The sequence below is a fragment of the Ancylobacter sp. GW821-FHT10E12 genome (assembly GCF_058809335.1).
The window spans coordinates 101,925-120,221 of the sequence record NZ_JBXASN010000004.1; the positions used below are offsets into that span (position 1 = coordinate 101,925).

Annotated in this window: 19 protein-coding genes; 11 read left to right on the forward strand and 8 right to left on the reverse strand. The window is 67.9% G+C overall.

Features of this window, described 5'->3' with window-relative positions:
* Nucleotides 1-156 precede the first annotated feature (156 nt).
* The 3 genes from cysE to AC1RU4_RS06515 all read left to right on the forward strand — a co-directional run bounded on the left by cysE (nucleotide 157) and on the right by AC1RU4_RS06515 (nucleotide 1,904).
* Entirely contained in the window at nucleotides 157-1,011 is an 855-nt protein-coding gene (gene cysE, locus AC1RU4_RS06505; protein ID WP_492890230.1) for a serine O-acetyltransferase, read from the forward strand.
* A 128-nt stretch (nucleotides 1,012-1,139) separates the two neighbouring features.
* Nucleotides 1,140-1,352 (forward strand): DUF3126 family protein, encoded by a 213-nt coding sequence (locus AC1RU4_RS06510; protein WP_492890231.1) that lies wholly within the window; start codon nucleotides 1,140-1,142, stop codon nucleotides 1,350-1,352.
* 21 nt (nucleotides 1,353-1,373) lie between these two features.
* Complete coding sequence (locus AC1RU4_RS06515) at nucleotides 1,374-1,904, forward strand: gamma carbonic anhydrase family protein (protein ID WP_492890232.1); 531 nt, start codon at nucleotides 1,374-1,376, stop codon at nucleotides 1,902-1,904.
* 235 nt (nucleotides 1,905-2,139) lie between these two features.
* Here AC1RU4_RS06515 and AC1RU4_RS06520 read toward each other — a convergent pair whose 3' ends face one another.
* Nucleotides 2,140-2,781: a transglutaminase-like cysteine peptidase gene (locus AC1RU4_RS06520; RefSeq protein ID WP_492890233.1), complete on the reverse strand. Its 642-nt coding sequence runs from the start codon at nucleotides 2,779-2,781 to the stop codon at nucleotides 2,140-2,142.
* 396 nt (nucleotides 2,782-3,177) lie between these two features.
* Here AC1RU4_RS06520 and AC1RU4_RS06525 point away from each other — a divergent pair, with 396 nt between their 5' ends.
* Both AC1RU4_RS06525 and AC1RU4_RS06530 read left to right on the forward strand, forming a co-directional pair.
* Complete coding sequence (locus AC1RU4_RS06525) at nucleotides 3,178-3,951, forward strand: rhomboid family intramembrane serine protease (RefSeq protein WP_492890234.1); 774 nt, start codon at nucleotides 3,178-3,180, stop codon at nucleotides 3,949-3,951.
* A 154-nt stretch (nucleotides 3,952-4,105) separates the two neighbouring features.
* Entirely contained in the window at nucleotides 4,106-4,537 is a 432-nt protein-coding gene (locus AC1RU4_RS06530; RefSeq protein WP_492890235.1) for a CBS domain-containing protein, read from the forward strand.
* Nucleotides 4,538-4,634: 97 nt separating this feature from the next.
* On the opposite strand, the gene hisI is transcribed toward AC1RU4_RS06530, so the two are convergent.
* Nucleotides 4,635-5,126, reverse strand: coding sequence for a phosphoribosyl-AMP cyclohydrolase (gene hisI, locus AC1RU4_RS06535; RefSeq protein ID WP_492890236.1), 492 nt, complete (start codon nucleotides 5,124-5,126; stop codon nucleotides 4,635-4,637).
* Between the two features lie 43 nt (nucleotides 5,127-5,169).
* The gene (gene folE / locus AC1RU4_RS06540; protein ID WP_492890237.1) at nucleotides 5,170-5,817 is read right to left on the reverse strand and encodes a GTP cyclohydrolase I FolE; all 648 of its coding nucleotides are present in this window, start codon (nucleotides 5,815-5,817) and stop codon (nucleotides 5,170-5,172) included.
* Between the two features lie 230 nt (nucleotides 5,818-6,047).
* Here folE and AC1RU4_RS06545 point away from each other — a divergent pair, with 230 nt between their 5' ends.
* Nucleotides 6,048-6,500 (forward strand): iron-sulfur cluster assembly scaffold protein, encoded by a 453-nt coding sequence (locus AC1RU4_RS06545; RefSeq protein ID WP_492890238.1) that lies wholly within the window; start codon nucleotides 6,048-6,050, stop codon nucleotides 6,498-6,500.
* A gap of 26 nt (nucleotides 6,501-6,526) precedes the next feature.
* On the opposite strand, the gene AC1RU4_RS06550 is transcribed toward AC1RU4_RS06545, so the two are convergent.
* Together AC1RU4_RS06550 and AC1RU4_RS06555 are read right to left on the reverse strand one after the other, a co-directional pair.
* A complete protein-coding gene (locus tag AC1RU4_RS06550; RefSeq protein WP_492890239.1) occupies nucleotides 6,527-6,979 on the reverse strand; it encodes a hypothetical protein in 453 nt (150 codons plus the stop codon).
* A gap of 191 nt (nucleotides 6,980-7,170) precedes the next feature.
* Entirely contained in the window at nucleotides 7,171-7,872 is a 702-nt protein-coding gene (locus tag AC1RU4_RS06555; RefSeq protein ID WP_492890240.1) for an acid phosphatase, read from the reverse strand.
* A gap of 131 nt (nucleotides 7,873-8,003) precedes the next feature.
* Here AC1RU4_RS06555 and yidD point away from each other — a divergent pair, with 131 nt between their 5' ends.
* The 3 genes from yidD (at nucleotide 8,004) to AC1RU4_RS06570 (ending at nucleotide 11,051) form a co-directional block, all read left to right on the forward strand.
* Entirely contained in the window at nucleotides 8,004-8,312 is a 309-nt protein-coding gene (yidD, locus tag AC1RU4_RS06560; RefSeq protein ID WP_492890241.1) for a membrane protein insertion efficiency factor YidD, read from the forward strand.
* 50 nt (nucleotides 8,313-8,362) lie between these two features.
* Complete coding sequence (thrS, locus tag AC1RU4_RS06565; RefSeq protein WP_492890242.1) at nucleotides 8,363-10,324, forward strand: threonine--tRNA ligase; 1,962 nt, start codon at nucleotides 8,363-8,365, stop codon at nucleotides 10,322-10,324.
* Nucleotides 10,325-10,490: 166 nt separating this feature from the next.
* On the forward strand, nucleotides 10,491-11,051 hold the full coding sequence (locus AC1RU4_RS06570) for a helix-turn-helix domain-containing protein (RefSeq protein WP_492890243.1): 561 nt from the start codon (nucleotides 10,491-10,493) through the stop codon (nucleotides 11,049-11,051).
* 162 nt (nucleotides 11,052-11,213) lie between these two features.
* On the opposite strand, the gene AC1RU4_RS06575 is transcribed toward AC1RU4_RS06570, so the two are convergent.
* Both AC1RU4_RS06575 and AC1RU4_RS06580 read right to left on the reverse strand, forming a co-directional pair.
* A complete protein-coding gene (locus AC1RU4_RS06575) occupies nucleotides 11,214-13,829 on the reverse strand; it encodes a glycosyltransferase (protein ID WP_492890244.1) in 2,616 nt (871 codons plus the stop codon).
* A gap of 248 nt (nucleotides 13,830-14,077) precedes the next feature.
* Nucleotides 14,078-14,545, reverse strand: a complete 468-nt coding sequence (locus AC1RU4_RS06580) for a hypothetical protein (RefSeq protein ID WP_492890245.1) — start codon at nucleotides 14,543-14,545, stop codon at nucleotides 14,078-14,080.
* 256 nt (nucleotides 14,546-14,801) lie between these two features.
* Between AC1RU4_RS06580 and AC1RU4_RS06585 the strand changes: the two genes are divergently transcribed.
* Nucleotides 14,802-16,409: a glycoside hydrolase family 17 protein gene (locus AC1RU4_RS06585; protein WP_492890246.1), complete on the forward strand. Its 1,608-nt coding sequence runs from the start codon at nucleotides 14,802-14,804 to the stop codon at nucleotides 16,407-16,409.
* Here AC1RU4_RS06585 and AC1RU4_RS06590 read toward each other — a convergent pair.
* Nucleotides 16,369-16,749, reverse strand: coding sequence for a hypothetical protein (locus AC1RU4_RS06590; protein ID WP_492890248.1), 381 nt, complete (start codon nucleotides 16,747-16,749; stop codon nucleotides 16,369-16,371). The genes AC1RU4_RS06585 and AC1RU4_RS06590 overlap by 41 nt on opposite strands.
* A gap of 123 nt (nucleotides 16,750-16,872) precedes the next feature.
* Here AC1RU4_RS06590 and glmU point away from each other — a divergent pair, with 123 nt between their 5' ends.
* On the forward strand, nucleotides 16,873-18,228 hold the full coding sequence (gene glmU / locus AC1RU4_RS06595) for a bifunctional UDP-N-acetylglucosamine diphosphorylase/glucosamine-1-phosphate N-acetyltransferase GlmU (RefSeq protein WP_492890249.1): 1,356 nt from the start codon (nucleotides 16,873-16,875) through the stop codon (nucleotides 18,226-18,228).
* Nucleotides 18,229-18,297: the final 69 nt, after the last annotated feature.

The window sequence follows — 18,297 nt, forward strand, 5'->3', positions numbered from 1 at the left end:
GCACAGGAACCGCGCACGCAAATGGGCGCGGACACAGGCGCGCGAGCGCATAGGCGCGCCGCCCCGGCTGTGTTAAAACCGCCGCAACAACGGCTCCTGGGTTGGCGGCGTTCAGGCGCCGCCCGCCGCGGGAGCGAGAGCACAGGACTTGAGCCGATGGTGCAGAATTCCACCCAGCGCCTGGACCACTCCACGCGCACCCTCATCGAAAGGGTCGATCCGGTCTGGTCGCGCATCCGCGCCGAGGCCGAGGCCATCACCGCCAGCGAGCCGGCGCTGGCCAGCTTCATCTTCTCCACCGTGCTCTACCATCCCTCGCTGGAGAAGGCGGTGGCGCACCGCATCGCCCAGCGGCTCGACCATGTCGACGTGCCGGCGGAGCTGATCCGCCAGGCCTTCGACGACGCCTTCGCCGCCGATCCGTCGATCGGCGTCGCCATCCGCGCCGACATCATGGCGGTGTGCGACCGCGACCCGGCGACCGACCGCGCCTTGCAGCCGCTGCTCTATTTCAAGGGCTTCCACGCCATCGAGACCCACCGGCTGGCGCATTGGCTGTGGAACGAGGGCCGGCGCGACTTCGCGCTCTACCTGCAGAGCCGCTCCTCGGCGGTGAACCAGGTCGACATCAACCCGGCCGCGCCTTTCGGCCGCGGCATCTTCTTCGACCATGCTACCGGCATCGTGGTCGGCGAGACGGCGGTGATCGAGGACGACGTGTCGATCCTGCAGGGCGTCACGCTCGGCGGCACCGGCAAGGAGCACGGCGACCGCCATCCGAAGATCCGCCGCGGCGTGCTCATCGGCGCCGGCGCCGAGGTGCTCGGCAATATCGAGATCGGCTATTGCGCCCGCATCGCCGCCGGCTCGGTGGTGCTGAAGCCGGTGCCGCCCCGGACCACGGTCGCCGGCGTGCCGGCCCGCATCGTCGGCGAGACCGGGACCTGCTGCGATCCCTCGCGCAGCATGGACCAGCTGTTCGACCATACCTTCCTCGGCGAAGCGATCTGAACGGGGAGAAGCGGGTCCGGCGCGGTTGCGCCGGGCCGAGGGCCGTGGCAAAGCCTGCGGCCCGAATATAATTCTCTCGGCCGCGGCAGGCCCGCGGCCCAATTTCACGCATCGTGGGAGCACGGACTTTGGAAAAGAAGGAACTCGAGCGCGTCCAGACCTATATGCGCCGGCTGTTCAACAACACGCAGATCAAGGTCGTGGCACGCCCGAAGAAGAAGGATTCCGCCGAGGTCTATATCGGCGACGAGTTCATCGGCGTGATGTTCGAGGACAAGGAAGACGGCGACCTGTCCTATAATTTCCAGATGGCCATTCTCGACACCGATCTCGAGGATTGATCGAGGCTCGGAGCTCAAGCCATGCCGATCTATGCCCTCGACGGCGTCCAGCCCGAGCTTCCCGCCCTCGGGCGCTACTGGATCGCGCCGGACGCCGCCGTCATCGGCAACGTGGCGCTCGCCGACGAGGCGAGCGTCTGGTTCGGCTCGGTGCTGCGCGGCGACAACGAGACGATTTCCATCGGCGCGCGGGTGAACATCCAGGAACTCTGCGTCCTGCACACCGATCCCGGCTTCTCGATGACCATCGGCGAGGACTGCACCATCGGCCACAAGGCGATGCTGCATGGCTGCACCATCGGGGCGAACAGCCTTGTCGGCATGGGCGCCACCATCCTCAACGGCGCCCGCATCGGCCGCAACTGCCTGGTGGGGGCGGGGGCGCTGGTCACCGAGGGCAAGGAATTTCCCGACAATTCGCTGATCGTCGGCGCGCCGGCGAGGGTTTCGCGCGAACTCGGGCCGGAATGGGCAGAGCGCATCGAACGCACCGCCGCGCATTACGTGCGCAACTGGCGCCGTTTCGCCGAGGGCCTCCAGCGCATCGACTGAGGCGGCCGGGCGCCTGCCAAAGCCCCGGCTGGCGCCGCCCCGGCCCCGTCATTCCCGCACATCAAGCCGTCGCCCCGGCCAAGGCGAAGCGGAGCGCGGCCGCTCGCCATGTCCCGAGCGATTCTTCAACTCGCGAGCGATCCCGGATCGTTCCTGCGATCCGTTGATCGCGCAAAAGCCGAGGGCGGCCCGAAGGCCGCCCCGCACATCCGACACGTGGCCGCACATGGCGCCCTCAGTTCCGGCTCCGGCCGACGGTGGCCGGTGCCAGCACGTCGCCCAGCGAGACCCAGCGGTCGGGATCGCCCTGCGCCTGCCGCTTGACGAAGCGGTAGCCGGTCTCGTGCCACAGCAGGATCGCCGCTTCCTGATTGTCGAGCATCAGGTCGCCGCGGTCGCTGACCACGGTCAGCACCGCATGGCCGGCGCCCTTCTTGTCGCGCACCACGGTGATCAGCAGCGTCTCGGCCGGCCAGCCGAGCGCGATCAATTCGCGGCGCTTCACCAGCACATAATCCTCGCAATCGCCATAGCCGTCCTCGGCATAGCTCCAGCGCTCGACCTCGCCGAAATGGTCGAGATCGGTCATCGGCTGGATGCGCCGGTTGACCTCTTCGTTCACCTTCACCAATTGGGCGAATTCGGCGGCCTCGACCATCACCCGCCCGCCGCGGCCATTGCCGTGGCCGCAATCGCCCGGCAGCGTCTCGCAGAAGCGGGCATAGCCGACCGGCGTGGTGGTGGTGGCGCCGGGCGCCATATTGTCGGCGAAGGGCGACAGCATCGCCACCGTCTCGCTCGCCTGCGCCGGACGCGCCGCCGAGATCGAAACCGCCGCCATCGCCACCGCGATCAGGGCCCCCGTGAGCCTCTTCATCGTCGCGAACCTCGTTTGCCTGTCCATGAGAACAACATGGCAGAGGGATTTTGATCTTGCTCTAAGCGAAGCGGGGAATTCGTAACGACTGAATCTAGGGAAAATTAACGGATTTTCTATTGCCCGTTAACCATTGAAGATGGGGTTCTATTTACTTCTCGCGCCGGTGCGGCGAGTCGGGAAATGGCGATCGCGTGTCCTTTCCAAGGCGCGCCAAGGCTTCGCGCCGATCCGGCCCGATCCCCGGCGCCGGACGGTTCCGCTCCCGCGACGCCCGGCGGGCGCCCAAAGCGTTTCCGAGGCGGCAAACACCGCATGTCGATCCGCCGCTTCTTGTTATCGCCTCGCTAACCGACTTTGCTTGCCGCGGCGGCGTGGTCGGCCTATGTCATCGCTGTGCTTGACCAGACCCGACATGCCGACCCCCGGCACCAGCCCATCTTCAACGTGCCGGTGGTGATCACCGTGCTGGCGGCGCTGCTGCTCGGCATCCAGCTCCTCCGCAACCTGGTCGGCGAGACGACCGACGTCGACATCCTGGCGCTGTTCGCCTTCATCCCGGCGCGCTTCGATCCCACCGTCTTCGCCGACGGCGTGCTGCCCGGCGGCACCGGGGCGGATATCTGGACTTTCGTCAGCTATGCCTTCCTGCATGCCGACTGGATGCATGTGGGAATCAACACCCTCTGGCTGCTGGCCTTCGGCTCGCCGGTGGCGCGTCGCTTCGGGCCGCTGCGCTTCCTCGCCTTCTTCCTGTTCGCCGCCGCGGCGGGGGCGGGGGTGCATCTCGTCACCCATGCCGGCGAACCGGTGCCGATGATCGGCGCCTCCGCCTCGGTGTCGGGCTGCATGGCGGCGGCGCTGCGCTTCATGTTCGCGTCGGAAGGCTATGGCGCCTGGCGGCCGGACGCGATGCAGGAATCTGTGCGCTACCCGGCGCTGCCGTTGATGCGGGTGCTGCGCGACCGGCGGGTGATCAGCTTCGTCGTGGTGTGGTTCGCCATCAACATCGCCTTCGGCCTCGGCGCGCCGAGCGGCATCGCCTCGGGCGCCATCGCCTGGGAGGCGCATATTGGCGGCTTCCTCGCCGGCCTCTTCGCCTTCCCGCTCTTCGATCCGGTGAAGCGCCGCCCGGACGAAGGCCGCTACGCCCCGCGCCCGCCGCTCTGACCGCCACAGCCTTCGCTAGGGAACCCTATTGCCGTCCGGGCCGTTAGGGTCGATCATCTGTCGCAACGGAACGCGCGCTGACGCCACGGTGACGCGACCGCATCCGGCGGACGGTGAAACGATCCGCCTGACCTCTCAGGGAAGGAGGCATGCCATGACCGTGCGAGCTATCTTGGATGAAAAGGGTTACGACGTGGAGACCATCAGCCCGCGCGCCACGCTGCGCGAGGCGGTGGAACGGCTCGCGGAGAAGCGTATCGGCGCGCTGGTGGTGACCGATGGAGACCGGCGCGTCGTCGGCATCGTGTCGGAGCGCGACGTGGTGCGGGTGATCGGCCTCGACGGCACCGGGCGTCTCGACGACGAGATCGAAGCGGTGATGACCAGCCGGGTAGTCACCTGCGACGGCAACGAGACCGTGCCGCAGCTGATGGAGCAGATGACCGCCGGCAGGTTCCGCCATCTGCCGGTGGTGCATAACGGCAAGCTGATCGGCCTCGTCTCCATCGGCGACGTGGTGAAGCATCGGCTCGCGGAGTTCGAGCGCGAAAGCTCGGCGATGCGGGACTACATCCTATCGACCTGAACCGCTTCGCGCGCCGGAAGGAGCGGGCCGCTCGGGAGCGCGGCCGGCCTTGCATGCCGGCAGTTCCCGGACCGCCGGCTTTCGGGCGGGACACGTCTCAGAAGCGCGGCACGTCGGTCTTTTCCGGCGTGCCGTAGACCGCCTGCGGGTCGAACAGCTTGCCGCCGTCATTGACGGTCAGCTTCAGCTCGGGGGTCGGGCGGAAGCCCAGCGGCACCGAGCGGAAGAAGCACGAGCGGTGCCCGGTGTGGCAGGCCGCGCCGGTGCCGGCCATTTCGACCCGCATCAGCACCGCGTCCTGGTCGCAGTCGACCCTGAGTTCGACCACCCTTTGCAGATGGCCGCTCTGCTCGCCCTTCTTCCACAGCTTGCGCCGCGAGCGGCTGTAATAATGGGCGAAGCCGGTCTCGATGGTCAGCGCCAGCGCTTCTTCATTCATGTGGGCAAGCATCAGCACCGCGCCGTCGCCGGCATCGACGGCGACGGCGGTGACGAGGCCGTCGGCGTCGAATCGCGGGCTCAGGCGGTCGCCCTCTTCGAGCGTGTGTCTGTCGCCGGGCGCGGCAAACGGAGCGGGAATATCGGTCACGATCGGGCCTGTGGTCGGGAAGCGAGGCGGCGGCCCGGCCTTGTCAGCCCCGCGCGCCGCGGATCAGGTTCATGAAGCGCACCTGTTCCTGCGGGTCGTCACGGAACACGCCGGTGAACTGCATGGTGACCGTGGAGACACCCGGCTTCTGCACGCCGCGCATCGCCATGCACATGTGCTCGGCCTCGATCAGGATGGCGACGCCGCGCGGCTTCAGCGCCTCGTCGAGCGCGCTGACGATCTGCGAGGTCATGTGCTCCTGCGTCTGCAGGCGACGGGCATAGATGTCGACCACACGGGCGATCTTGGACAGGCCGACCACGCGCTCCACCGGGAAATAGGCGATATGCGCCTTGCCGACGAAGGGCACCATGTGGTGCTCGCAATGCGAATGGAAGATGATGTCGCGCACCACCACCATGTCGTCGAAATTGCCGATCTCGCCGAAGGTGCGGTCGAGCACGCTCTCGGTGGTGGCCTTGTAGCCGCTGAACAGCTCTTCATAGGCCTTCGCGACGCGCTTCGGCGTGTCGAGCAGGCCCTCGCGATCCGGGTCGTCGCCGGCCCACGCGATCAGCGTGCGGACCGCCGCTTCGGCTTCCTCTCGGCTCGGCTTCTGCGAAGCGGCGCTTTCGGCGTCTCCCACTTCGTTCTTGGCACTACGCATCAGGGCACTAAGCACGGCATCCATGGCGAACTCCGTTCGACGGCGCATTTGCAACCCAGCGCCGGGGTGTCACCGGTTTCAGTCGCCATGTGGTGCCGCCGGCGTACCGGCCGCGCGCCACCTGACAGGGCAGAGGCTCGAACGAGACCGCGGCGATATCTTCCGCCACAATCCCGCTCTCCTATATAAGGGACGCGTGACCGGCCGCAACCAACCCTTATACGCAACGCCGCTCCGACTCGATGAGCGTTCTCATGATCAACGACATCTACAATCGCCGCATATTGGAGCTTGCCGCCGATATACCACGGCTCGGCCGGCTCGAAGCTCCCGATGCGACGGCAACCGCGCATTCCAAACTTTGCGGTTCCACCGTCACCATCGACCTCGCGATGAAGGACGGCGTCGTCACTGACTTCGCCCATGAAGTGCGCGCCTGCGCGCTCGGCCAGGCCTCGTCCTCCATCATGGCCGACCATGTCGTCGGCGCGACCGCGCAGGAGTTGCGCGAGGTCCGCGAGGCGATGCGACGCATGCTGAAGGAGAATGGCCCGGTGCCGGGTGGACGCTGGAGCGAGCTCGCGGTGCTGGAGCCGGTGCGCGACTATAAGGCGCGCCACGCCTCGACGCTGCTCACCTTCGACGCGGTCGTGGACGCCATCGGCCAGATCGAGGCGCGCGACCCGGCGCGGGACGCGGCGGAATAGCGACGCCGCCGATTTCCGCCGGGATGTCAGCGCTCGGTGAAGAAGGTGAACAGCACCTCGCCCTTCGGCCCGGTCAGGCAGAGAAAACGGTTAGGCTGGTCGGAACGGTCGCGCTGGATATAGGCCTCGCCCATGATCACCCCGGCCACCGGCGTATCGCCGACCTTGCTGTCGGCGGTGGCGATAGTGAGGCCGTCTATGTCGATATGGATGTCGTCGATGGAGGGCGAGACGGCCTTGAGCTTTTCCAGCGCCCGCATCTTGCAGGCGGCGACGCGCTGCATGTCCGGGTCGACATCGGACGAGGTCGCGGCCGAGGGCGCCGGCTGGGTGCCGCCGGCGAGGCCGGGCGCGGCGGGAGCCGGAGCGGCTTGCGCGGGCGGGGCGGCAGGGGTCTGCGCCAAGGCGGGCAGGGCGAGGGCGGGCAGGGCGAGCCCGGCAAGACCGGAGATCAGCACGAGGCGCAGGATGGTGGTCATTGGCGGCAGGTTCCCCGGTGGTCACCCAGCGATCATCGCCCGGCGCACCTGCGGATAATGCGCGGCTGCACCGGCGGTTCCGGGATAGGGACTGGCAGCGGCACAGAGGCGGAGCCGGTTCCGTCCGCGCCGCTGCGGAGCGCCTCGGCCGCCGGAAACCCGGCCACCTGGAACCCGGCCGCCTGGATATCTCAGCCGCCGAAGCCAAGCACCTGACGGACTTCCGCCCTGGCCTTGGCGAAATCCTCCTGGAACCTGATATCGCGCAGTTCCTGCGCCGCGATCAGCGTGCCGGCGAGGCGGCCGGCCTCGATGTCGGAGGGGTAGTGGATGCCGCCGATGATGCGGTTGTTCGAGAAATCGGCCGCGCGGGCGAAGATGGCCACGCTCTTCTCCGGCACCATGTTGGCGAGCACCACGGCGGTGAGATAGGCGAAGCTGGCATGCCCGCTCGGATAGGCACCGCTCGAGGACAGCTTCACCGCCGGCTTGACCCGGCTGTCGAAGATGTGCGGGCGCGGGCGCTTCCAGACGTCCTTGGCCGCGTCGACGATAAAGCCTTCGTCTTCCGCCACCTTGGCGAAGAAGGCGGCGGCGACCGGCAGCTTCCCGGCGGTGAAGTCGGGACCCATGACGTTGGCGAAGCGGAACACGTCCTCGGTGACGTCGGCCTGCGCGGCCGCCACCTGCTCGGGCGTGCGCGCCTGCTGGATGACCAGCAGCCCCTCGATCTCCGCCCGCGTGACGGGCGAGTCGTTGGCCGGTGGCGGCGCCAGCACCTTGGTCAGGTCGAGCTGCTCATGGGTGATGTAATTGCCGCCATCGGCAAGGGCGGGACTGGCCAGAAGCACCAGAAGGGTGGAGAAAAGCGCGGCGCGACGTGTGAGGCGCATGGAGAAGGCTCCGTCAGGTTGAGCATCGTTGCGCAACCCTATGCGGCCGAGCATGACGACCGCATGTCACCATCCCCAATTCCGAGCTATTCATCGGAACGAGAAACGCATCGAACTGTTGATCTATGGTAATGTTCAAGTCCATCGCTCGCATTCCCGAATATGTTCTGCGCGGACTCGTGCTGACCTACCGTTATACATTGTCGTCGATCATGGGGCGGCAATGCCGCTATTTGCCGACCTGCTCGGAATTCGCCGAGGAATCGCTGCGCCGCCACGGCGCCTGGGCCGGCGGCTGGATGGCCGCGGGCCGGGTGTGCCGCTGCCATCCCTGGGGCGGCTCGGGCTATGAGGCGGTGCCGGTCGAATTGCCGCCAAAAGCCGTGTGGTATATGCCGTGGCGCTACGCGCGCCGACCGGGCGCCGCGTCGCGTGACTGACCTGAAATGCCTACCTGCGTGGTTCGCAGGAGTGGGCGGGAGAAACCATAATGATCCACCTTGCCTTCCCCGACGGTGCCGTGCGTGAGTTCGCTCCCGGCACCACCGGCGCCGAGGTCGCCGCCTCCATCGCCAAGTCGCTCGCCAAGAAATCGCTCGCGGTGAAGCTCGACGGCGTGCTGACCGACCTTTCCGACCCCATCAATGCCGACGCGAAGATCGACCTCGTCACCCGCGAGAGCCCGGAAGCGCTGGAGCTCATCCGCCACGACACCGCCCATGTGCTGGCCGAGGCGGTGCAGGCGCTGTGGCCGGGCACGCAGGTGACCATCGGCCCGGTGATCGAGAACGGCTTCTATTACGACTTCTTCCGCAACGAGCCGTTCACCCCGGACGATTTCGTCGCCATCGAGAAGAAGATGCGCGAGATCATCGCCCGCGACGCCCCCTTCACCAAGGAAGTGTGGGAGCGCGACGAGGCAAAGCGTGTGTTCGCCGAGAAGGGCGAGGCCTTCAAGGTCGAGCTGGTCGATGCCATCCCCGCCGACCAGACGCTGAAGATCTATCGCCAGGGCGAGTGGTTCGACCTCTGCCGCGGCCCGCACATGCCGAGCGTCGGCAAGATCGGCAACGCCTTCAAGCTGATGAAGGTGGCCGGCGCCTATTGGCGCGGCGACGCGAAGAATCCGATGCTCACCCGCATCTACGGCACTGCCTGGCGCACCCAGGAGGAGCTGGACGCCTATATCCACCAGCTGGAGGAAGCTGAGAAGCGCGACCATCGCCGCCTCGGCCGCGAGATGGATCTGTTCCACTTCCAGGAGGAAGGGCCGGGCGTGGTGTTCTGGCACCCCAAGGGCTGGAACCTGTTCCAGAACCTCGTCGCCTATATGCGCCGGCGCCTGGCGGCCGACTATGACGAGGTCAACGCCCCGCAGGTGCTGGACAAGTCGCTGTGGGAGACCTCCGGCCACTGGGGCTGGTACAAGGACAACATGTTCAAGGTGCAGCCGGCCGGCGACACCGAGGACAATGACCGCGTCTACGCCCTCAAGCCGATGAACTGCCCCGGCCATGTGCAGATCTTCAAGCATGGCTTGAAGTCCTACCGCGATCTACCTATGCGGCTTGCGGAATTCGGAGCGGTGCACCGCTATGAGCCCTCCGGCGCGCTGCACGGGCTGATGCGGGTGCGCGGCTTCACCCAGGACGACGCCCACATCTTCTGCACCGAGGAGCAGATGGCGGAGGAGTGCCTGAAGATCAACGATCTCATCCTCTCCACCTATGCCGATTTCGGCTTCGGGGAGATCGTGGTGAAGCTTTCCACGCGGCCCGACAAGCGCGTCGGCTCCGACGCGGTGTGGGACCATGCCGAGGACGTGATGGGCCGCGTGCTCACCCAGATCGAGGCGGAATCGGGCGGCAAGATCAAGACCGGCATCCTGCCGGGCGAGGGCGCCTTCTACGGCCCGAAATTCGAGTACACGCTGCGCGACGCCATCGGCCGCGAATGGCAGTGCGGCACCACGCAGGTCGACTTCAACCTGCCGGAGCGCTTCGGCGCCTTCTATGTCGACGCCGACGGCGGCAAGAAGACGCCGGTGATGATCCACCGCGCCATTTGCGGCTCGATGGAGCGCTTCACCGGCATCCTGATCGAGCATTTCGCCGGGCATTTCCCGCTCTGGCTGGCGCCGGTGCAGGCGGTGGTGGCGACCATCACCTCCGAGGGCGACGACTACGCGAGCGAGATCGTGGCGCGGGCGAAGAAGCGCGGCCTCCGGGTCGAGCTCGACGTGCGCAACGAGAAGATCAACTACAAGGTCCGCGAGCACTCGCTGGCCAAGGTGCCGGCGCTGATCGTGGTCGGGCGCAAGGAGGCGGCCGAGCGCACCGTCTCCATCCGCCGCCTCGGCTCGCCGAACCAGACCGCGATGTCGCTGGACGAGGCGCTGGACGCGCTGGTGGCCGAGGCGACGACGCCGGACCGCACCCGCGACGCGACGTGACGCGAGGGGCGGACCGAGCTCTGCCCCTGTCGCTCCCTTCGAAAGCAGCAAGCCCGGAGCGCCGCTCCGGGCTTTTTCGTGCCGTTCGCTGCCCGGTGACGCCGTGGTGTCGTGGTCGGCGCGGGGCGGCGGCGCTAGGCTCTCCGAAGTCACCGGAGGAGTCGTCATGGCGGTTCGCATCAATCCCGCTCGCCTGAGATCGGAACGCCTCGCTCGCAAATGGTCGCAGGACCAGCTCGCGGCGGTCAGCGGCGTGAGCGTGCGCACGATCCAGCGGCTGGAGCAGGGACGGCCGGCGACGCCCACCTCCCTCGCCGCCTTGTCGCTCGCCATGTCGCTGCCGGAAGCGACGCTCTCGGCATCGGATGGCCCGGTCCGCCGCGTGACCCCGCTCACCATCGTGCGCGATCTCGCCGCGGCACGGGAGCTCTATGTGAGCCTCGGCCTCACCGTCGTGAAGACGGGCGACCCGGAATGCATCGGGCTGCGCGCCGGCCACACGGCGATGATCCTGTGCACGGTCGCCTTCCTGCAGGATGACTTCGGCCGCAAGACTTTCGAGCCGTTGGTCGGCAGGACGATACCCTATCTCTGGGTGCGCTCCGTGGACACGGCCAAGGGCAGCTGGTCCAACATCGTCGCGGATGTCTCGACGCGCAGCGGCACACGGGAGGCGCTGGTCGAGCACGAAGGCCAATGGGCGATTCTCGCGGAAACCGTGCCCTGACGTTCAGCCACAACCCCGACATCGGGGACGACAGTACTCGATAGTCCCATTCTTCCGCAGGTCGCGGCCACGGCCCCAGACGAAAAACGCCGGCCCCGCGAGTGACCGGCGCTTTCGCGTCAAGAATGAACCGGCGCGGCGCGAAAGCGGCGCCGAACCCGCTCAGATGTTCGTCCCGCTCGGCGGCAGCTCGCGGGCCATGGCGACGCCGGAAGCCGACACCGTCACCGGCACGCTGCGGCCGGGCAGCAGGGCCAGCGCGCGGCTGCGCAGGCTTGCCCAGGTGGCGAAGCTGTTCAGCGTCGAGCCCTCCAGCCAGCCGATGAAGGCGGCGGCGAGGAAGGGCAGGCCCTGGATGGCGAGGGCGAGGGCGAACAGGTCGACCTCCACCACCGCGTGCCAGTTGGTCATGCGCAGCGCGATGGCGCAGAGCAGCAGCCCGCCGCCGATCACCGCCTCCGGCAGCGCCGGGAAGGCGCGCACGGCGCTGCCCAGCCATGAACCCTTGGCGGTACGGGCGAAGGCGAGGTCCTTGTAGCGGAACCCGTCATACACCGCCTTGGCGACGGTGAACTGCACCGCCATGGCGGCCAGCGCCGCGCCGAACATGCGCACCGGCGTCGTCGCCACCCGCAGCCGGTAGAGCGCGCAGAAATGCAGCACGTAGATGCCGAAACAGAACACGATCGGCACGGTCAGGATGCGCTGCGGCACGGCGATGCCGAGGCCGAGCACCACCGGCGCCCACAGCAGCGACAGGATCGCCACCAGCGCGCCGATGCTCTCGGCGCCGAGCCAGCTCACCCAGCCGATGCTGAACTCCCGGCGCTGCGCCGAGGTCAGCCGGGTGCCGCCATTGGGCAGCATCCGGTGCCAGTGCTTCTTGATGATCTGCATGCCGCCATAGGCCCAGCGGTGGCGCTGCTTCTTGAAGGAGGCGAAATCGTCCGGCAGCAGGCCCCAGCCGTAGCGGGCATTGGTGTAGTGGCTCTTCCAGCCGCGCTCGACGATCGAGAGGCCGAGATCGGTGTCCTCGCAGATCGTGTCGCTCGACCAGTCGCCGGCCTCCACCATGGCGGCGCGGCGCACCAGGCACATGGTGCCGTGCACGACGATGGCGTCGTGCTCGTTGCGCTGGACCATGCCGATATCGAAGAACCCGGCATATTCGGTATTCATCGCCTCGTGCATCAGGCTACGGTCGGCGTCGCGGTGGTCCTGCGGCGCCTGCACGATGCCGACGGTCGGATCCTCGAAGGTCGGGACGAGATCGCGCAGCCAGTTGGACGCGACGACATAGTCGGCGTCGATCACGCCGATGATCTCGGCGTCCGGCGCGGTCTGCTCCATGGCGACGCGCAGCGCGCCGGCCTTGAAACCCTCGACCTTGGGCAGGTTGATGAACTTGAAGCGCTCGCCAAGCTCGCGGCAATAGGCCTCGATCGGCTCCCAGAAGGCCGGGTCGGGCGTATTGTTGATGATGACGAGGCACTCGTAGTTCGGCCAGTCGAGCCGGGCGACGCTGTCGAGCGTCTGCTTCAGCATCTCCGGCGGTTCCTTGTAGGCCGGGATGTGGATCGACACCTTGGGGGTGCGGGCCGGCATCGGGCCGTTGGTGTTCTCGATCAGCCGGCGCGGGCGGCGGCCGAAGGCGATGGTCGCCAGTTCCTCGACCCGGTACAGCATGACGATGACCAACGGCACCAGCAGCACGATGGAGACCACGAAGGTCACCTTGTTGCCGCCGACGACGTAATGGGTCAGCCAGTGGTCGGTGACGGTGGCGATCCAGGCGCCGACCAGGTTGGCGGCGGCGGCCATCACCGCGGCCTGCGTGAAGGTCAGCCGCGCCATGCGGAACAGCGGCAGCGAGAAGGCGATGCCGAACAGCAGCGCGATGGCGGCCGTGGCGCTGTAGGTGGACGGCGTGACCGGGCCGGCAAGCGGGAATTTCAGCTGCCGGTTGGCGTCGAGCATGCCCCAGTACTGGCCGACGCTGCCCTCGAAGCTCTTCCACGGCGCGTCGAAGGCTTCGATCAGGTTGTAGTCGATGCCGAGCGCGTCGGCGCGGGCGGCGAAGTCGCGGATCACCCGGGCCTGGATCAATTCGCCCGGCACGGCGGCATCGCGGTTGTAGCCGGCGCTGGGCCAGCCGAACTCGGCGATGACGATGCGCTTGCCGGGATAGGCGGCGCGCAGGCGGTTATAGATGCCGATGGAGCGGTCGACCACCTGGTCGGCCGGCACGCCTTCCCAATAGGGCAGGATATGGGCGGCGATATAGTCGACCGCCGATACCAGCTCGGGATGGTCGAGCCAGACGTCCCAGGTCTCGCCGGTGGTTACCGGCACGCTGGTCTGGCTCTTCACCTTGCGGATGATGTCGATCAGTTCCTGCGGCGTCTTTTCCGCGCGCAGGATCGACTCGTTGCCGACCACGATGCCGGTGACGTTGGAATTCTTGCGGGCCGCGTCGAGCGCGTTGGCGATCTCGAGCGCGTTGCGCTTCTCGTCGGTGTCGATCCAGGCGCCGACCGTGGCCTTCAGGCCCTTCTCGGCGGCGATGCGGGCGACGTTCTCCAGCCCCCCGGTGGAGGCATAGGTGCGCACCGCCTTGGTATAGGGCGCCACCGCGTCCATGTCGGAGCGGACCTGCGCCTCGGTGGTGGGCTGTCCCTTGTCGGGATTGGCGTCGCGGGCATAGGGCGCGAAGGACATGCTCGCCAGGCGATCCGGGATCGCCGGGGCGGTCACCTCCGAACGCATTGCGAGCCACATGAAGGCATGCACGGACGTGACCACCGCGATTGCAGCGGCAGCAACACGAACAGCGGGACGCATGGAACTACCCACCAGATCTAGAGGTAACGGGCGATATATACTTTAACTTTAACGCTTTTGCAGCATCTGCGTGGCCGCGATGCAAAAAAAGCGATTCGGGCCTTCAGATACCTGCAAACGCCACGGTCGGAAGATGGTTCCCGTCTGTGGCACGCGCGTGTCCGAGCTAGGGCCGCGCCATGAAATCATTGCGCTGCGGGAGCGGCGGGAGCCGCCGGCGGCGTGGCATCCGGGTTCACCCAGCAGGCATGGACGCGCTCGGAGAGGCGCTCCTGCGCCTTGGGATCGATGTTGCCCTGCCGCACGAGGCAGCGGAACGCGATCTTCAGGTGCTCGGTGGGGCAGCCGAAGCGCTCGTACAGCTCCATGTGGCGGCGGGCGGTGTCGACGTCGTCGCGCCACAGCAGCATGGCGATGCGCCGCCCGCTCCACACGCATTCCGGCAGCCCGGCATTGCCGGGCAGCTTGGCGGCCTCGTTATATTCCTCGATCGAGCGGCGCTGGGCCTCCTTGGCCTGCTCCTCCGGGCTCTGCTGCTCGGCGGGCTTGGCCTCGGTGGCGCTGTTCTGCGCAAACGCCGGAGCGGTGACGGCAGCCGTGAGAAGGAGGCCGCCGAACAAGGCGGCGGCGATGGGACGTACGGAGCACAACATTGAAGAGTTCGTCACACGCGAGAGGAAAACTAAACGAGCTCGAAGACACTAGGTGAAGCTGCTGAATTTGTCAGCATCGCGGCGCCTGTGCCGATAAGCTGTGCGTCATTGTGCTCACCGAATGGTTGATAGGGCCCGTCATGCACCGCGCCGGCCCCGCCGGAGCGTGCGTTGGCGCCTCTTGCGCTCCTCGATTCGCCCGGCTACCCCAAAAGCGTCGCAGCGCGTCGCAGCGCTGGCCGGGGAGACGTCACGCATGCGCATCGCCATCACGCTCGCCGCCATCGTCAGCGCGGTGATCGTCGCCGTCTGGGCCTGGCTGGGGCAGCCGGTTCCGGCTCCGCAATCTCCACTGGCGGCAGGCGAGAAACTGCCCTGCGTCTCCTACGCGCCGTTCCGCCCCGGCCAGTCGCCCTTCGTCGAGGGGCTGGTCATTCCGCCGGAGCAGATCGACGACGACTTCGCGCGTCTCGCCAAGATAACCCATTGCGTGCGCACCTATTCCACCGAGATGGGCCTGAACGTCGTGCCGGAGCTGGCCCGCAAGCACGGGCTCAAGGTGCTGCAGGGCATGTGGATCGGCCGCGACGAGGCCAAGAATCGCGTCGAGATCGACGCCGCGGTGAAGGCGGCGCAGGAAAATCCCGACGTCATCGAGGCGGTGATCGTCGGCAACGAGGTGCTGCTGCGCGGCGAGCAGTCGGCCACCGGCATGGCCGCGCTGATCCGCGAGGTGAAGGGCAGGGTTCCGGTGCCGGTCACCTATGCCGACGTATGGGAATTCTGGGAGCGCAACCGCGACCTCGCCGACAATGTCGACTTCGTCACCGTGCATATCCTGCCGTTCTGGGAGGACCTGCCGGTGGCGGCCGACAAGTCGGTCGCCCATCTCGCCGAGATCCGCGAGCATGTCGGCAAGGTGTTCGCCGGCAAGGAGATCCTGATCGGCGAGACCGGCTGGCCGAGCGAGGGGCGCATGCGCGAGGGCGCTCTGCCTTCCCCCTCCAACCAGGCCAACGTCATCCAGGAGCTGCTGGCGCTCGCCAAGGATAAGGGCTACCGGCTCAACGTCATCGAGGCGTTCGACCAGCCGTGGAAGCGCGCCTCGGAAGGCACGGTCGGCGGCCATTGGGGCTTCCTCGACGCTTACACCCGCGATTTCAAGTTCGGCTGGGGCGAGGCGGTGTCCGACCATCCGAGGTGGCCGCTGCAGGCATTCGGCGGCGTGATCATGGCTCTCGGCGTCTTCGCCTTCGGCGGCCTGGCCGGGCGGACGGGAGGCGTCGATACCCGGCGCTGGTCAGCCATTGCCGGCATCGCGCTGTTCGCCGGCCTGATGCTGCCGCGCGCCTTCGTCTCGGTGCCGGTGGAGAGCCTCGGAATAGGCGGCTGGATTCGCGGCGCCTCGATCCTCGCCCTCACAACGCTGGTGCCGCTGGCGGCCGCCTTCGCGGTCGGCCGCCAGGCGCGGGCGGCGACGCTGACGCAGGCGCTGGACGGGCTGGCGATGCGTGACGCCACGCCGGTGGAGCGCGTCATGGCGCTGCTGCTCGCCGCCTCGGTGGTGCTGATCGCCCATGTGGCGCTCGGGCTGGTGTTCGACCCGCGCTACAAGGATTTCCAGTTCGCCGGCCTGACGCCGGTGGTCATGGCCTTCGCCTTCTTCGCCCTGGTCGCGCCCCCCCGCGCGAGCGTCGAGACCGCGACCGCCGAGCGTATCACCGCCGCGGTGTTCCTCGGCAGCGGCCTCTACATCGCGTTCAACGAGACGCTGGCGAACTGGCAGGCGCTGTGGACCGGCGCGCTGCTGGTGGTGATGGCGCTCAGCCTGTGGCGCCTCGCCACGGCCGCGCAAAGGAAATGAGCAGCAGCCCCGCCGCCACGCCGGACAGGTTGTTGTTGTACATCACCAATCCGGCGCCGGTGGCCATCAGCGCGACGGTGAACATCGGCACGGAGGGCCGGACCAGCTGGATCGCCGACGTCACCAGAGCGGCGATGCCGAAGGCGGACCAGCCGAACATCTCGATCACCGTGCCCCGCACCACGCAGGTGCCGGTCTCGACGCCGACGCAGGCGAGCCCGACCGCCGACTGCTCCACCAGCGCGTAGCGCATATAGATCGCCCAGCCGAGCGCGAAGGCGCCCAGCGCGATGATGAAATTGAACGCCCGCGGACCGGGCATGAAGCTGCGCTGGCTCAAGATCGGCTCCTCCATGGTGCCTCATGGATGCCACGGGCGGCGGCGAGGTTCAACGTCGCCATCTTCCCGTCCCGCCATCGCCTGCGCTAAACAGCACCGCTTTCGCCTTCAGGAGACCCGCGCATGCGCCGCCTGCTCGTCATCGTCCTCGCCGCCGGAGAAGGCACGCGCATGAAATCGGCGCTGCCGAAGGTCATGCACCCGGTCGCCGGCCGCAGCATGGTCGGCCATGTGCTCGCCACCGCGCAGGCCGCCGGCGCCGCCGAGATCGCCGTGGTGATCGGCCCGGACCACGACGCGGTCGCCGCCGAGACAAGCCGCCTCGCGCCCGAGGCGAGCGTCTTCGTGCAGCGCGAGCGGCTCGGCACCGCCCACGCGGTGCTCGCCGCTCGCGCGGCGCTGGAGAAGGGTTTCGACGACGTCGTGGTGATGTATGGCGACACGCCGCTGGTGCGCCCGCACACGCTGGAGGCGCTGCGCGCGCCGTTGGCGCAGGGCGCCGGCCTCGCCGTGCTCGGCTTCCGCCCCGCCGACCCGACGGGCTATGGCCGTCTCGTCACCCGCGATGGACAGCTCGTCGCCATCCGCGAGGAGAAGGACGCCAGCGAGGCGGAGAAGGCCATCGACCTCTGCAATGCCGGGCTGATGGCGCTCGACGGCGCGCTGGCGCTGGACGTGCTGTCCGGCATCGGCAACGCCAATGCCAAGGGCGAATATTACCTCACCGACGCCGTCGAGGCGGTGATCGCGCGCGGCCGGCCGGCGGCGGTGTGCGTCGTCGACGCCGCCGAGGTCGCCGGCGTCAACAACCGCGCCCAGCTCGCCGAGGCCGAGGCGGTGATCCAGCAGCGCCTGCGCAAGGCGGCGATGGAAGCGGGCGCGACCCTCGTCGCGCCGGAGACGGTGTTCTTCAGCGCCGACACGCAGCTCGGCCGCGACGTGGTGGTGGAACCGAACGTGGTGTTCGGCCCCGGCGTCACCGTGGCGGACAATGTCGTCATCCACGCCTTCAGCCATATTGAGGGTGCCAGACTGGCGCGCGGCGTCTCGGTCGGCCCGTTCGCGCGGCTGCGGCCCGGCGCCTCGCTGGGCGAAGGGGCGCGCGTCGGCAATTTCGTGGAGATCAAGGCGGCCGAGCTCGGGGCGGGCGCGAAGGTCAACCACCTGTCCTATATCGGCGATTCGACCGTGGGGGAGGGCACCAATATCGGCGCCGGCTCCATCACCTGCAATTATGACGGCTACAACAAGCACCGCACCACCATCGGCGCCAATGCCTTCGTCGGCACCAACAGCCTGATGGTCGCCCCGGTCACCATCGGCGACGGCGCCTATGTCGGCACCGGCTCCGTCATCACCGAGGACGTTCCGGCCGACGCGCTCGCCATCGGCCGCGCCCGGCAGGTCAACAAGCCCGGCCTCGCCGCCCGGCTGCGCGAGCGCCTGAAGGCGACGAAGGCGGCGGCCGGCAAAGGCTGACGGCGGGCGGGCCGGCGCAAGAGCCGCTCGGGTGCCGGGCCCGCCAATATCTCGGATACGAAACGACAC

What these genes read in the sequence shown, in the direction of transcription:
- cysE (WP_492890230.1), top strand. Translation starts at nt 157, where the DNA reads ATGGTGCAGAATTCCACCCAGCGCCTGGACCACTCCACGCGCACCCTC.
- AC1RU4_RS06515 (WP_492890232.1), top strand. Translation starts at nt 1,374, where the DNA reads ATGCCGATCTATGCCCTCGACGGCGTCCAGCCCGAGCTTCCCGCCCTC.
- AC1RU4_RS06520 (WP_492890233.1), bottom strand. Translation starts at nt 2,781, where the DNA reads ATGAAGAGGCTCACGGGGGCCCTGATCGCGGTGGCGATGGCGGCGGTT.
- AC1RU4_RS06530 (WP_492890235.1), top strand. Translation starts at nt 4,106, where the DNA reads ATGACCGTGCGAGCTATCTTGGATGAAAAGGGTTACGACGTGGAGACC.
- folE (WP_492890237.1), bottom strand. Translation starts at nt 5,817, where the DNA reads ATGGATGCCGTGCTTAGTGCCCTGATGCGTAGTGCCAAGAACGAAGTG.
- AC1RU4_RS06545 (WP_492890238.1), top strand. Translation starts at nt 6,048, where the DNA reads ATGATCAACGACATCTACAATCGCCGCATATTGGAGCTTGCCGCCGAT.
- AC1RU4_RS06550 (WP_492890239.1), bottom strand. Translation starts at nt 6,979, where the DNA reads ATGACCACCATCCTGCGCCTCGTGCTGATCTCCGGTCTTGCCGGGCTC.
- AC1RU4_RS06555 (WP_492890240.1), bottom strand. Translation starts at nt 7,872, where the DNA reads ATGCGCCTCACACGTCGCGCCGCGCTTTTCTCCACCCTTCTGGTGCTT.
- yidD (WP_492890241.1), top strand. Translation starts at nt 8,004, where the DNA reads ATGTTCAAGTCCATCGCTCGCATTCCCGAATATGTTCTGCGCGGACTC.
- thrS (WP_492890242.1), top strand. Translation starts at nt 8,363, where the DNA reads ATGATCCACCTTGCCTTCCCCGACGGTGCCGTGCGTGAGTTCGCTCCC.
- AC1RU4_RS06570 (WP_492890243.1), top strand. Translation starts at nt 10,491, where the DNA reads ATGGCGGTTCGCATCAATCCCGCTCGCCTGAGATCGGAACGCCTCGCT.
- AC1RU4_RS06575 (WP_492890244.1), bottom strand. Translation starts at nt 13,829, where the DNA reads ATGTGGCTCGCAATGCGTTCGGAGGTGACCGCCCCGGCGATCCCGGAT.
- AC1RU4_RS06580 (WP_492890245.1), bottom strand. Translation starts at nt 14,545, where the DNA reads ATGTTGTGCTCCGTACGTCCCATCGCCGCCGCCTTGTTCGGCGGCCTC.
- AC1RU4_RS06585 (WP_492890246.1), top strand. Translation starts at nt 14,802, where the DNA reads ATGCGCATCGCCATCACGCTCGCCGCCATCGTCAGCGCGGTGATCGTC.
- glmU (WP_492890249.1), top strand. Translation starts at nt 16,873, where the DNA reads ATGCGCCGCCTGCTCGTCATCGTCCTCGCCGCCGGAGAAGGCACGCGC.